Origin of the sequence: Sulfuricurvum sp. (assembly GCF_028710345.1) — a bacterium.
Classification (GTDB): Bacteria; Campylobacterota; Campylobacteria; order Campylobacterales; family Sulfurimonadaceae; genus Sulfuricurvum.
In genome coordinates this window covers 19,818-34,248 of sequence record NZ_JAQTUH010000008.1, presented here as the reverse complement: position 1 = coordinate 34,248, position 14,431 = coordinate 19,818, and the positions used below count along the sequence as shown (strand labels likewise).

The following is a 14,431-nucleotide window of genomic DNA, read 5'->3' as shown; positions in this document are numbered from 1 at the left end:
TCCTCTAATGATTCGCCAAATAATAATTGACGCTGTTCCAAAAATCTTCCATCAGTTTCCCTGCACAATCAAACTCATAGGGAAAAGTCTCTTCTTTTTTATGAATATGATCCCATGTCGTTTTACGTGCACCGTAACGAAAACTGCTTGGTTTGAAGCTGTGGGCATTGTCATATCCGATGAGGCGATGATTACTCTTATCGTGCAACGTCAAGGAGTAGCGGACGCCGTGAGGAATAGTCTCGCTCGTTTCCACCGTTTTGGCTTCAAACTTTACCCAATAGCCGTTATCCATCGGAAATATCTCACCGTCTAACAAAAGGAGGTTTTCTAAATCACCCACATAGGCTCCATTTAGTTATCATCTAATGATAACATAATTTCTTTTCATTTATGAATTTATCCTATTCCGATGATAATTTAACTCAATTAAAAAGGAATTTCATCTTCATCAATATCAAGCAAAGGCAATGTACATTCTTTGTATTCTAAGGTATATATTTCATATTTTTTTAACAATAATTTTGTTTTATCCATGAATTTTATTGATTTTATCAATACGCTATTATTTTTTATTTGTTCTGCCATCTGAGTAAGAATTTCTTTAGGAATAGTTTCTATTTCACTTAATATATGTAATTGCTTTAATGCCGTTTCTTCATGTGTCGAGTTGCTTATTAAATTTGTAAATATTGTAAGTATCTGATTGCTTGTTTTAGGATTTTTTACAATAGTAATAAACACTTCTTTTGCTATATCTGCAACACTTTTTTTCCCATCGGCATGAATAGATTGATATTTACCAATAAATCCGTAAGGGTCTAAATCTTTTTTAATCGGTATAATTAAAACACTTTTACCTACTGCAAATCCCACCTCTTGATCACACCAACTACTTTCTTTAAAACCATCTAATAGAATAGCAGTCAAAGCATCCATAGTATGTAAAGCTTTTTCAATTTCATCAAGCCACTCGCGACTTGGTTCAATATCAGAATGTGCAACAAAGGAAGATATTCCATAAATTTTAAGCGAATTTTGTAATTCCGACGCTTTTTCTTTAAATTTTGCAACATGACTAATAAATAATTTGAAATAACCTTGCTTCCAAAAAGTAGGAATTATATTTACCTTTGCCCGCTCTGAATGTTCTAATTCTAAATCATCTGCTATTTTTAAAATAACTTCATCTGATTGGTCAGAAAGCAACTTTTCAACATATAATCGTTTACTAAAATTTATATCAAAATGATAATCTGGACACACTATGCCAAAAGCTGGTAAATATGCATCTATTCTTGAATATGTCATATCCTGTTGAAGCATATTTGCTATTTTTCCAATCAAATTTACTCGTTCAATCGGTCTCATCTATTACATTTTCCAATCTGCAAAATTCTTATATTCATAATCTACTCCGCCGATTCAAGTCTAATGTCCACCTATATAACATATACTAATGCATTTAAAAAGTCCAAGTATTGACATCCATTTACTCACTACCATGTACCCCAAGATGGAAAGGAATATACCTCCATAAAAGGGCAATAAACTTACTGAATACATTATTTGAAAGATTGATTTGACTTGATTATCAAAGCGCATGGGATTTACATTAAAAATTTGATCATCATTATTAGGTCTATATGAAATAATCCAATCATAAACTTTTCTGAACAATCGTTCTTGTCTTAAATAGTATGCATCTAAATACCAAAAAGCAAAAAGAGGTATAAACGCAATAAAGAAATGCTTATCACTTCCTTTAAGTAGTAAGGTTCCAGCAACTAAAGTAATTGCCCATGTTTTGATATTAAAAGAATTTCCAGCCATCCGCTTGATAATATCTTGAATAGTTTTGACTTCTTCAATGAAAAGTTTTAATCGATTATCTTCAATATTTATATCTGCCATTCCTAATTCCTTTGTATTGGTTGATTCCCCATAAGCCAAGAATCAAACGTAACATATTTTTTGCTATTTTCATTAACGAATAAGGTTTCCTTAATGCTTCCACTAATTTTGGCTTTGTCAATGTAAAAATATAGCCCTAAGTATTCTTGTCCCCTAAAATCTTCATTAAACCCATTATTATCTTTTTTCAAAGGTAAAATTCCAACCATTTTATTTTTTATGCCATCAAAATATCCAAGTTCCCATGGCATCCATTTAGAATTTGTTGAATTTTCAGATGTTGCGAATAACAGACATTTTGATTGTTTCATTCTTTTTTGTAAAACTTCAGCAGTTGCTTTATTGACTTGTTCTCTACTTAAAAATCTATCGGTAATCCAATCAACATAAACACTATATCCAAGTGATTCAAGCTGTTTTTTGAGTTGAGGGATAATATCTTTATCTGAATAACTATGAGACAAAAATATATCAAAGTTATCATTTTGATTTACAGATACCGACGCGGCACTTTTTGCTATAGTACTATTTAAACTTGAGTCAAATGCCTCATTTGACGATACTCTGCTCAACTCACTATACGAAAAAAGTGCCACCTTACATCCTTATAATATTTTAATACGTCTGTACCCCAAACTTCAAAAGCATCTTCGGAAGGACATCATCAAGGTTGAAAACATCCTCATCCCGTAGCTCTATCAGTTTTCTCATTATCCCGTTTTATTTTGTCAGAATAGAATAGCTAAAAATTATAAAAAAAGCAAATAGTTTTGGGGATGGATTCCGTGTCGTGGCACGGAATGACGGGAGAAAGAAATAAGCTGGATTCAGTGACATCGGTGCTTTGCACATCGATGCCCCGCTCCAAGCTAAAAACGATAAACAGTTATCGTTTTAAACGCTTTTCGCCCTTCGCGGGAATGACGGGAGAGAGAAATCACCCTTCGACTGGCTCAACATATCCCATCAAGCATTATTTCTAATCGCTCTACATCTTTTTTCGATAACGTCCCCAAGCGTGTCAAAATCACATCTTTTTCGATGGTCGCAACTGATGATTTGAAAATCGAGGGTTTTAAAAGTCCTGCTTCTTTCCAGTCTGCTACGTGAGACTCAATAGATAATTTGTTCTCCGTTTGGCTCGAAATCGCCAAAATAAGCAAGCTGTTTCGAGAAGTTTGATTGTATATTGGAGATGAAATAATTACAGCGGGGCGGGCTTTGTATTTGAGACTACTGGCAAAAGGAAATTTGACGACGACCACATCATACTTTGAGAAATCGGTCATATTCGCTATCCTCAGCATTATCCCATACGTTATTCAGACTTTTTTCGGAAAGTTTGCCGAACTCTTTTGTTTCGTTTGGCTGTCCAATAACCTCATAACTTTTAACGATGTCATTTTTGAGGTTTTTTATAATCGTCAGAACAATATCTATTTTAGAATCTTCGATTTCTAATTTGAGTGTTTGCATGATACATATCCAAATATAAGGTTGAAGTATTATAACACGTTGGAGGAAAATAGTTAAATGTGATTTTGAGAGATAGATTCCGTGTCGTGGCACGGAATGACGGAAGGATGCAGAATGAATTATTGAGTTATCTTATTTTTATACAAAAAATCATATAATTTATCATCATAAATCCAAGGAAAAATATGCAACAACTTCGTTCAGTTATCTCATCCATTATTATCCTAGGTGCTTGCACCGCTCAAGCCGATGACGGATCGCCACGGGATAATCTACTATCATTGTCTACAACACACAATTCATACGACATTAGTGATAATAATCGAAATGCATATGATCTCTTTTATAATACGGAAAGTGTTAAGTTCTCTGTTGGGGGTGCTTCCAACCTTTTTTATACGAATATTTTGTATAAATTCGATCCATTAAACGATAGAAAATGGTTTGTTAAAACGGAAGGTGATTATAGTAATCAACAATTTCCTTACGCACGATTAATTGCATATTCAGGTGTATTAGCCACTGGTTATATGATTCAAGATGATTTGTATGTGGAAGCAGGAGGACGAATTACAAAACATGACGACAGCACAAATGTAACCGATGAAACGATTAAAGTCATGGGTGCACATATTACTAAACGCTGGGAAAGTACTATAGGAACACTGGATACTTCTATAGGGGCTAATCGGACATATCAAAAATTTTCAGATACTAATTATTATTATGGTACAGTAAATTATTATCCGGTTGATAATGCCCGTATAGGTGCTAGTTATTCTTATTCGGATCAAAGTATTTCGAATAGATTTGCATTGGCATACGGATATTTATATGCCAACTACTCAAAGGATATTACTCATGATAAGAGAAATGTAACACTCGGAGTACAATGTGCATTTTCTAATGTAACCGATTTTTCAAGCTACAGAATGCCGACCAATATTAAGCCACATATTTCTGAATAATGGTTGTTTAGAGAAAAGATTCCGTGTCGTGACCCTAAAGGATTTCCTTCGGTCACACGGAATTATGGGAGAGAGGGTAAAACTTACCCTTTGACTTTTGTTTCGATAGTGGCAACGATACTTGGATCTTCGAGAGTCGAGATATCCTGAGTGATTGCTTCCCCTTTCGCGATAGAGCGTAGTATTCGGCGCATGATTTTTCCTGAACGGGTTTTCGGTAAGCCCGGTACGAAAACGATGTCATCACAGATAGCGATGTTACCGATTTCTTTCATAATCACTTTGTTAATCTCTTTGACCATCTCCATCTCTTCACCGACGGTGTCTTCACTTTTGAGGACGATGTAGGCGAAGATTCCCTCACCTTTGATGTCGTGCGGTTTACCGACAACGGCTACTTCAGCGACGTTCGGGTGTTTTTTACATGCCGCTTCTACTTCGGCAGTTCCCATACGGTGACCTGAAACGTTGATAACATCATCGGTACGACCTGTAATCGTGATGTATCCGTCTTCATCATAGATCGCGCCGTCACCCGTGAAGTATACAGGTTGTCCGTCTTTTTTAACATCACCGAAATACGATTTCACGAAACGTTCAGGATCACCCCAAATACCGCGAATCATCGATGGCCAAGGACGGGTAACACACATATAACCTGGCTCACCTGCTGCTACTTTTACCCCAGTTTGCGGATCAAGGATTTCAGCGATGATACCCGGAAGCGGGAATGTCGCACATGCAGGTTTGATCGGAGTCGCACCCGGCAATGGAGAGACGATATGTCCCCCTGTTTCGGTTTGCCAGTAGGTATCGACGATCGCACATTTGCTTCCGCCGACTGCTTCGTAGTACCATTTCCATGCAGGAGGATCGATCGGCTCACCAACGGTTCCGAGAACTTTGAGAGAGCTAAGATCATATTTTGCTGGCTCATCTTCACCCATTTTGTGCAATACGCGGATGGCGGTTGGAGCGGTGTAGAATTGGTTGATTTTGTACTCTTCGACCATTTTCCACGGACGTCCCGCATCAGGGTATGTAGGTACACCCTCGAACATTACGGTCGTCGCACCCATCGCGAGTGGACCATATACGATATAGGTGTGTCCAGTAATCCAGCCGACGTCTGCCGTACACCAGTAGGTATCGTTTTCTTTGACGTCAAATACCCATTCCATCGTCATTTGCGCCCAAAGGATATACCCTGCTGAGTTGTGTTGTACCCCTTTTGGTTTTCCGGTAGAGCCTGAGGTGTAGAGGAGGAAAAGTGGATCTTCCGCGTCCATTACTTCCGCTTCACAGATGCTTGATTGTGATTTGATGAGTTCATTGTACGAGTAATCGCGTCCCGCTACCCACGTGACATCTTCGTTATTTCGCTCAATGACGAGAACTTTTTCAACCGGAGATTTTTCATCGATGGCTTGATCAACAACGGGTTTGAGCATGTACGGTTTATCTTTACGATACGCTCCATCTGCGGTAATAACTAATTTCGCTTGTGCATCTTCAATACGGTCTTTCAACGCTTCAGAAGAGAACCCACCGAAAACGATAGAGTGGATTGCACCGATACGGGCACATGCGAGCATCGCATACGCCGCTTCAGGAATCATCGGCATATAGATAACGACGCGGTCACCTTTTTTGACATGAAACTCGTTTTTAAGGAGGTTAGCAAATTTATTTACATTATAATAAAGTTCAAGGTAGGTAATAATTTGTTTATCGCCGCGATCCCCTTCGAAAATAATTGCCGCTTTGTTTTTACGTGAGCTGAGATGACGGTCGATACATTGGTGAGCGACGTTAAGTTTCCCGTCTACGAACCATTTGTAAAACGGTGCATTGCTCTCATCGAGCACTTGGGTATAGGGTTCAAACCAATCGATTTTTTCATTGGCAAAACTGCCCCAGAATCCTTCATAATCTTCATTTGCCCATGTTTGCAAATCATGGTACTCACACATATTTTTGATTCGGGCTTGTTTGGCGAACTCACGGTTCGGTTGAAAAGTTGGTTTTACGATATCACTCATAGTTAAGGCTCCTTAGTGTAGTTTAAGTGTATTTTTTAATTTTATGTAGACCATTGCGGTCATAATTGCATCGTTTAATGCGTTGTGCTGACCCATCCGCGGAAGATTTAAATCTCGTAGGATTGTGTCAAAGCGCAAATCAATGTTTCCTTGGGGAATCAGAGCAATTTTTTTATCAAAATAGAGCCCTGAAACCTCGATCTGTTTATGGGGGAGTTCACACCCTAACCATGGCTTGATCAAGCGATTTATCATCGCCATATCAAACTCCAAATAATACCCTACAAGTGGGCGATTTCCAATAAAATCCAAGAATTTTTTTACCCCCTCTAATGGTTCATACGCTTGTTCTAAATCACATGGTCGAATATGGTGGATTTTGATACTTTCCGTGCTAATTTCACGTTCAGGTTTTAAGAAAATTTCAAAGCTCTCCGAGGTCAAAATACGATCCCCTTTGACCTTCACCGCACCGATACTGAGTACCGCATCTTTTTTAGTATTGAGTCCCGTTGTTTCGGTATCAAAAACCACCACTTCATCACCGCTATAGGGTTCAAACATCCACGCATAGTTTTCATCGTTAAGACCACGACGGTTCCACGAACGTTTGAGAGATTCGAACATCAAACCACCATTCCTAAATGAAAATGGTAGGTGAGAAATTTTTTGAATGTATTGACAATTTTAAACGCATCTTTGAGCAGATCGCGCTCTGCTTTGGTGAGTAATTTCGGGTTAACGTAATTTTGCTCGTTAGAGCCTTGTTTCTGTGCAAGGATAAATCTTAAACGGATACTGAGCAGCGTATCATACGCTTCGATCAATTCACTCGCAAAACGCTTATCAAATACCCCTAGATTATTGAGTTCTTTAATCCGTTCCGTCGTATTTGTATGGGCAATTTTATACTCCAATGAGAGGATTCGGATGCCATGAACAATCGCGAAAATCCCCCCTTTTTTAATATCAAATTCACTCCCGTGCTCAGCTCTCCCCAAAACAAAACCGCCGATAAGGCTCAAAGGGGTCTCAAAAGCCAAAGCCGATTTTGCCAGATGAGCCATTATGTCACTTCGCCCTTCAAAATGTTGTTGTAAAAAAGTTTTACAATCATCCAAAAGGTGTTCATCACCCGCGACGCAATGGGCATCGAGGAAAATCGATAATCCCATCAATGCTTCTTCATTTAAAGTATCCGTCCACCCCTCGATTTTGCTTTTGTATCCCATAACACTATTACGCCAGTAGGGGTTAGAGACCATGACGTTACCGTTGCATTTTGGAAATCCCAATTGAAGAAGATATTCATTGAGAGTTACCATGTAAGGTTCATAACTCTCAACATTTTCGCCGTCTCGAACAATAAGGGCATTATCTTGATCGGTACGCAATATTTGCTCGCCCCGTCCCTCAGAACCCATAACGATTAATGCACATTTATCATGCAATGATTCAGGGAGAACCATCTCAAAAACTTTGCGATACACCTTTGCGTTAAGTTCACTTACCAGTTTAGAGACATAGCGTACACGTACCCCTTTGCTCGTGAGTGAGCGTACCAAATGGGTGAGTGAACGCTGTGCGTTTTGCAGTTCATCGATACTCACCGCGCGATCGATAGAAGCAGCGATGAGATGGGTATGATTGGCAAAATGGCTCAGCAAATCAAGCTGCTCAAGTATCCCGACGATTTGCTCATTATCGACAACAACCAGCCGTTTGACTCCGTGTTTCGTAAAGAGCAATAACGCGTTAAAAAGAAAATCACTTCGCTCTATACTAATCAAACCAAACGTCGCAATCTCGCCAATCGGGTCATTTCGGCTTTTATCACTTAAAAGGAGTTTTTCACGTAAATTGGTATCGGTAACAATCCCGACCTTATCGCCATCATTAACCAAAATAACATTCGCATCTTGATCCGCCATTTGTCGCAATGCCTCTTTGATAGGCATCATAGCATCCACAAAACATGGGGTATGCAGATAAATCTCATCCACACGGGAAACCATAAAAGGGGTTAGCTCATTTTGGTGTTGACGCTCTTTGAGATTTTGATGTTTGGTAATGAAATCTTGCATAAAGTAATTTTGAAAGGATTCAACATCTTGGAGAAGGTTAAGGAAGGGTTCTTTAGGGAGTTCATAGCAAATGAGATCTTCGGCAACGCTAAAGGTGCTTTGGGTATTTCCATATATGAGGGAGTTGGCGTCAAAGCTGTCGCGCTCCCCATAAACGTTTTGGAGTTCACCCTCGATGGTTTCGTTGACAATACCTTTGATAATGATATAGAGAGATTCCGCCCTCACCCTCGGAGCGATAAGTATCGTCTCTTTGGGATAATAGGCAATATCCATCTGGGTCATCAGTTTTTCGATCATCCTCTCCCCCAAAAGGTCGAAAGGATGAATTGACATCAATAGTGCTTTTTGGTCAAATAGACTCAAAGCTAACTCCTAATTAATTCTATAGAAAGAAATCTGCCTCGACAGAGGCAAGCTTCAGTGCCTTAGCGGCAAGCGTAGTCCAAGGGATTTTATTCCTTGGACGTTCCAATTAATGCTCTACTGCACCCTCAGCACCAATACCGGTTTGAGAACGGATATATTGTGCTTCGTATGCCTCTTCTTCTTTACGTGAGTTTTCACTACGATCGGTAATCGAAAAGAACCAGATACTGACGAATGCCGCTGTTACTGAGAACAATGCCGGATATTGATACGGGAAAATCGCAGTTTCTTTAATGAAAGCTGTTTTAGCCGTATCACCTGCTTTTACAATGTCAGCTGCAGATGCACCCGTTGCCGTTGCAGCAGCTTTAGCCGCAGCAATAGCTGCTTTAAGTGCATCACCATTGATAATTTCCGCCCAAACCATTGGCCCGAGAATAACTAAAACAATTGCCGTCAACAACCCGATAGTTCCACCGATCAAAGCACCGCGTGTTGTCAATTTTGACCAGAACATAGAGAGGAACAAAATCGGGAAGTTCGCACTTGCAGCAACCGCAAACGCCAATCCTACCATGAATGCAATATTTTGTTTTTCAAAAATAATACCAAGATAGATCGCGACAAGACCTAAAACAACCGTAGCGATTTTAGAAACTTTCATCTCCATCATCCCATCAGTTTTACCTTTTTTGATAACACTCGCATAAAGGTCATGTGAAATCGCTGATGCACCCGCCAATGTAAGACCGGAAACAACCGCTAAGATCGTTGCAAACGCTACCGCAGAGATAAATCCGAGGAAAAAGTCACCGCCAACTGCTTGAGACAAGTGAATCGCCGCCATGTTGTCACCACCGAGGATTGGGAAGCCGCCATCTGTTGCTTGTTTCGCCAAATCAAGATAATGAGGATTTTTGAATACCATTACGATCGCACCGAAACCGATGATGAACGTCAAGATATAGAAATACCCGATAAATCCTGTCGCATAAAAAACCGATTTACGGGCTTCTTTTGCATCGCTAACGGTGAAAAAACGCATAAGGATGTGCGGAAGACCTGCTGTACCGAACATCAATGCAACCCCCAACGAAATCGCTGAAATCGGATCACTTACCAATTTACCCGGAGCCATAATCGTTTGATCTTTCATACTCACCGCAGTAGAGAACAATGTTTCAAAGTTAAAGTTATAGTGAGCCATAACCGCAACCGCCATAAATGTAGCCCCAGAGAGCAACAAGAACGCTTTGATGATTTGAACCCATGTTGTCGCGAGCATACCACCGAATGTTACGTAAAGGATCATCAATACACCGACCATCACAACTGCAACGTTATAATCTAAACCGAAAAGAAGTTGGATCAATTTTCCAGCCCCTACCATTTGCGCGATCAAATACAATACAACCGTCAAGATTGAACCAAATGCCGCCAATGTACGAATCGGAGTTTGTTGTAGACGATACGATGCAACGTCTGCAAAGGTGTATTTACCGAGGTTACGGAGTTGTTCAGCTACCATAAACAAGATAATCGGCCATCCGACCAAGAACCCGATAGAGTAGATCAAACCATCATACCCTTTTCCGTAAACGAGAGCAGAAATACCCAAAAACGATGCTGCTGACATATAGTCCCCTGCAATCGCCATACCGTTTTGAAATCCAGTGATTCCTCCGCCGGCAGTATAAAAATCTTTTGCCGTTTTAGTACGTTTTGCCGCCCAATAGGTAATCCCAAGAGTAGCAGCAACAAAGATGATAAACATCATAATAGCGGACATATTAAGCGGTTGTTTTTCGACTGCACCGGTCAATGCCTCACCGGCAAATATCCCAACAGAAGCAATTAATAAAAAAAGTAATGCTCTCATTATTCCCCCTTCGCTTTAGCTTTAATTTTAGCGGTCAATTCATCAAACTCACCGTTTGCACGACGAACATAAATTCCTGTCAAAATAAATGCGCTTACGATAACCGCTACACCAACCGGAATACCAACGGTTGTCACAGCTCCTGCCGATAGCGGAGTTCCTAAAATTGACGGATCAAATGCGATTGTCAAAACAAATCCGAAATAAATAACTAACATCACAATCGTCAAGGTCCATGCAAATTTACTGCGTGTTTTGACCAAATGAATAAAATCTGGATCGTTCTTAATACGATCAACCATCTCTTGTTTCATAATAAACCTCCTTTAAAAGTTGTAATTGGTAATAAAACGATATTCGTCCCAATCAGTTGGAACGCCGGCAGCGGTTTGTGCAAAATCACGCGTATAGTTTGCACGCAAACGTAATTGCAAGTTTTTCATTTTCTCAGGGCTATAGATCACATCAAATCCAGATTCTGTTGTTGTACATGCTTTTGCAGAATACCCATTGAGTGCATCCAAATCAAACGAAGCATAATAAACACCTGTGTTCAGATTCACACCCATATCTTTCCAGTTATAGTTTCCTGCAACTTTCCAAGCTTCAGTTCCCGCCATAAATTGATGACGTGTTACCATCCCTTGCGTATAGGCAGGCATTCCACCCCATGGAGAAATCGTTCCGCCGTTAACTGCCGGAGAAGATGCATCTTTGGTATTGCTTGAAACCGCTGCATAGAGATCAAAATTAGCTACTTTAACTCCTGCTTTTGCACCAAAAAAGTCACTTTGTACATTTCCGGCATAACTGCTTCCAACATCTCGCTCATTAATCCATTGAGCGGCGAAATAAGGAGCCATTCCATTGCTCATTGTCAAAGCATAATTCGCTTCTGCATAGACTGCATTAAGAATATCATGTGCATAATAGTCCCACAATTGAAGCTTCAATCCCGGTACACCGGAATAGACAACAGCCGCAACGGTTACACCGTCAGTATTTTGACCAACAGCATATTTACCCATATCTACAAAACTGCCCGTTTGATTACGAGAATCCCAATAAGAGTATCCAGCAGTCGCACTCAACACAGCATTTGCATGATTGGCACTGGCATTATAAACACGTCCAAATGTCCCTTGTGCGAACTTTGTTACGTGTGCTGCAACCAAAGTTGTATCTTTGATATCGGTGTTACTCAACACATACGCTTCAAAAAGGTTTGGAAGCATACGGGCATCATCACTGCCTGCCATTGGGGTATCGAGTTTTTGACGTCCCGCTTTAAACGCTGTGTTTCCGTTTTTATATTGGAGATACGCTTCACCGAAATAGATATCATTGCTATTATTTTTACTTAAAAGCGTTGGATCGACATCATTCACATTGCTACGGTTACCGAGTTCAAAACCGGCTGTTCCATAAAGTGCTGCACCTAGGCTCAACCCGTTCCATCCGCCGGTTTCGTATTTGACATATCCGCCGACGGCATTTGCCATACGAGTAAAATTACTAGCACCGTTATAATCGCGTGTGATTGAAAATTCACGAAGTTGTCCGCTTACTTTTCCTTCACTAAACATCCCTGCTAAATCATCCGCTCCATATGCACTGCTTATCAAAGCCGATGCAACAAGCGATAGAGATACGATTCGTCTCATTTTCACCCCTTACAAGTTTCTTACACCGTCATTATGAAAACGAAACGTAGCAAAAACGTAGCAATCGTTAAATTAGAAAAAATTATTTGTAAAAAGTAAATTTAGAAAGAAGTATTGAGTAAAAAAGTAACATTAAATATTCTTAGGAATGTCAATCATGTAACCAATCGCCCTAATATTTTGAATAAAATCCTCTTTGAGACTTTTATTCAATCGGCTCACTTCAGCACGAATAGTGGCGTTGTCAACGTACTCTTCGTCCCATATATAGGTGCGAAACTGGTCAAAATCAACCACACGACCACGATTTCGAGAGAGTAAATCGATAATTTGGAGTTGCCGTTTACTCAAAGGCTGTGATACGTTTTCACACAGTAGTGTTGAAGTAGAGGCATCATAGCTGTAACTTTTAGAAAGGCGTAGATGACTTTGTGGGATGGTACACACCTGCATCACCTTATCGATTCGCAGTGCAAGCTCTTTAAGATGAAACGGTTTTTTGAGATAATCGTAACATCCTAAATCGTATGCACGAGAGATCCCCTCGATATCAACCAAGGCACTGATATAGATAGCAGGAGGACGGATTTTCAAGGTATGAAGCTGTTCGAGAAGATCTAATCCATCGATTCCGGGGACATTAATATCGAGGATAAGGAGATCAAACATCTCCTGAGCCAATACTTCCAAAGCTTTCGAACCATCACTAAACGTAACAACACGATGTCCCAAAGAGAGTAAATACTCATTGATCGCTTCACACAGCATCATCTCATCTTCAAGCAATAAAATCTTCATACATCACCTTTTTTACGCAATCGGTATTCAAAACGGGTCAATTCGGTTGACGATTCAATACGAATTTCTACCCCCTCTTCATCACAAATTGATTTTACCAAACTAAGCCCTAATCCAAACCCATCTGTTTTTTTCCGCTCCCGATAATACGCATCAAAAATTTTCTCTATATCTTCAATCTTTTGAGAATGGCTCTCTACCCAAAATCGGCTCTCCTCAATATCACTGTTTACACCGACAAAGATTTTTTCTCCACGTGCAGTATACTTGATCGCATTCGTAATATTGTTGTCGATTACCCGTTGAAGTTTGGTTTCATTAAAATGAATCCATGTAGGAAATTCAGGTTTTTTATACACAAAAGTCAAATGAGAAAACTGTGCCACCTCATCGAAAAATTCAAGTCTCTTTTCAACATATTCTCCTAATTCAATCGCTTTTTTGGGATACTCTATTTGATCTTTTTTGACCAAATAGCTCAAATCATCATAGATACTAAAGACGTTTTTTACCGCCGCTTCGATTTTGGCGAGATAACGGTTGCGCCCTTCATTCATAGAAAAGAGTTCGATATTCGCCATAATAACCGAAAGTGGCGTATGTGTTTCATGAATAGCATAACGGATAAACTGTTTGTGCGATTCAAGTAACCCTTGAGAAAAACGTTGTTCCTCTTCCAGTGCCTCATTCTTTTGTTGTAATGCCTCTGTTTTTTTAATTACCCGTTCTTCGAGTGAAGCATTGAGTGTTTTTAGCGATTCTTGTTGTTCATATATCATCACCGCCATGTCATTAGCATACCCCGCCATCCGCTTAAACTCATTAAAGTAAAGCTCATTGGGGAGGATATTCGTCTCATTCTGATGTGCTGATTCAAAAAATTGTAAAAATCGTTCCATATCCCGTGCCAACATGCTGTTAACGATTTTAGAGATACCAAAAACAAAACTAAATAATATCAATGCCAAGGTCGAAATTTCCAAAACAATTTTTATCAAACGACCTTTTATTGCATTATGAGTCAATGCGTGCGGCTGTGTCGTGTTACTATCATTGATAAACGCTGTCTCTAATTGAACAGTTTTTTCAAACCCTTTGTATTCGTCATAAATCAGCAATGAAGAGAAAACAACGGTAAAAAGTAGGATAAAAACAATGGTATAGAAGTTTAAGTCTCGTAATGAAATATTATTTACTCTGCGTTGCAACCACGATTCCACTCTGTACTCTCTCCACA

General features: G+C 39.5%; 15 protein-coding genes. 1 reads left to right on the top strand and 14 read right to left on the bottom strand.

Translation table 11 applies throughout. The features are described from left to right. Positions 1–4: 4 nt before the first annotated feature. The 6 genes from PHC76_RS10935 to PHC76_RS10910 form a co-directional block, all read right to left on the bottom strand. Complete coding sequence (locus PHC76_RS10935) at positions 5–343, bottom strand: DUF6516 family protein (RefSeq protein WP_295066838.1); 339 nt, start codon at positions 341–343, stop codon at positions 5–7. A gap of 86 nt (positions 344–429) precedes the next feature. Beyond that, positions 430–1,371, bottom strand: coding sequence for a toll/interleukin-1 receptor domain-containing protein (locus PHC76_RS10930; RefSeq protein WP_299973034.1), 942 nt, complete (start codon positions 1,369–1,371; stop codon positions 430–432). A 60-nt stretch (positions 1,372–1,431) separates the two neighbouring features. Further along, entirely contained in the window at positions 1,432–1,914 is a 483-nt protein-coding gene (locus PHC76_RS10925; protein ID WP_299973031.1) for a hypothetical protein, read from the bottom strand. Positions 1,915–1,916: 2 nt separating this feature from the next. Next, the gene (locus PHC76_RS10920; RefSeq protein WP_299973028.1) at positions 1,917–2,510 is read right to left on the bottom strand and encodes a TIR domain-containing protein; all 594 of its coding nucleotides are present in this window, start codon (positions 2,508–2,510) and stop codon (positions 1,917–1,919) included. Positions 2,511–2,867: 357 nt separating this feature from the next. Next, positions 2,868–3,203, bottom strand: coding sequence for a type II toxin-antitoxin system PemK/MazF family toxin (locus PHC76_RS10915; protein WP_299973025.1), 336 nt, complete (start codon positions 3,201–3,203; stop codon positions 2,868–2,870). After that, positions 3,181–3,390 carry a hypothetical protein gene (locus tag PHC76_RS10910; protein ID WP_299973022.1) on the bottom strand — a complete coding sequence of 70 codons (210 nt, stop codon included), beginning with the start codon at positions 3,388–3,390 and terminating at the stop codon, positions 3,181–3,183. The genes PHC76_RS10915 and PHC76_RS10910 overlap by 23 nt, the downstream gene beginning before the upstream one ends. A 185-nt stretch (positions 3,391–3,575) precedes the next feature. Between PHC76_RS10910 and PHC76_RS10905 the strand changes: the two genes are divergently transcribed. After that, positions 3,576–4,358 carry a hypothetical protein gene (locus tag PHC76_RS10905; RefSeq protein WP_299973019.1) on the top strand — a complete coding sequence of 261 codons (783 nt, stop codon included), beginning with the start codon at positions 3,576–3,578 and terminating at the stop codon, positions 4,356–4,358. A gap of 83 nt (positions 4,359–4,441) precedes the next feature. On the opposite strand, the gene acs is transcribed toward PHC76_RS10905, so the two are convergent. The 8 genes from acs to PHC76_RS10865 form a co-directional block, all read right to left on the bottom strand. Further along, positions 4,442–6,400: an acetate--CoA ligase gene (acs, locus tag PHC76_RS10900; protein ID WP_300210062.1), complete on the bottom strand. Its 1,959-nt coding sequence runs from the start codon at positions 6,398–6,400 to the stop codon at positions 4,442–4,444. A 12-nt stretch (positions 6,401–6,412) separates the two neighbouring features. Further along, positions 6,413–7,027, bottom strand: a complete 615-nt coding sequence (locus PHC76_RS10895) for a 3'-5' exonuclease (RefSeq protein WP_299974304.1) — start codon at positions 7,025–7,027, stop codon at positions 6,413–6,415. Continuing rightward, positions 7,027–8,850 (bottom strand): putative nucleotidyltransferase substrate binding domain-containing protein, encoded by a 1,824-nt coding sequence (locus PHC76_RS10890; protein WP_300210060.1) that lies wholly within the window; start codon positions 8,848–8,850, stop codon positions 7,027–7,029. The genes PHC76_RS10895 and PHC76_RS10890 overlap by 1 nt, the downstream gene beginning before the upstream one ends. A gap of 109 nt (positions 8,851–8,959) precedes the next feature. Continuing rightward, the gene (locus PHC76_RS10885) at positions 8,960–10,732 is read right to left on the bottom strand and encodes a cation acetate symporter (RefSeq protein WP_299974298.1); all 1,773 of its coding nucleotides are present in this window, start codon (positions 10,730–10,732) and stop codon (positions 8,960–8,962) included. Then, on the bottom strand, positions 10,732–11,046 hold the full coding sequence (locus PHC76_RS10880) for a DUF485 domain-containing protein (protein WP_299974295.1): 315 nt from the start codon (positions 11,044–11,046) through the stop codon (positions 10,732–10,734). The genes PHC76_RS10885 and PHC76_RS10880 overlap by 1 nt, the downstream gene beginning before the upstream one ends. 12 nt (positions 11,047–11,058) lie before the next feature. After that, positions 11,059–12,396, bottom strand: coding sequence for an OprD family outer membrane porin (locus PHC76_RS10875; protein WP_299974293.1), 1,338 nt, complete (start codon positions 12,394–12,396; stop codon positions 11,059–11,061). A 132-nt stretch (positions 12,397–12,528) separates the two neighbouring features. Further along, complete coding sequence (locus PHC76_RS10870) at positions 12,529–13,194, bottom strand: response regulator transcription factor (protein ID WP_299974291.1); 666 nt, start codon at positions 13,192–13,194, stop codon at positions 12,529–12,531. Further along, positions 13,191–14,402, bottom strand: a complete 1,212-nt coding sequence (locus tag PHC76_RS10865; protein WP_300210058.1) for a HAMP domain-containing sensor histidine kinase — start codon at positions 14,400–14,402, stop codon at positions 13,191–13,193. The genes PHC76_RS10870 and PHC76_RS10865 overlap by 4 nt, the downstream gene beginning before the upstream one ends. Positions 14,403–14,431 lie beyond the last annotated feature (29 nt).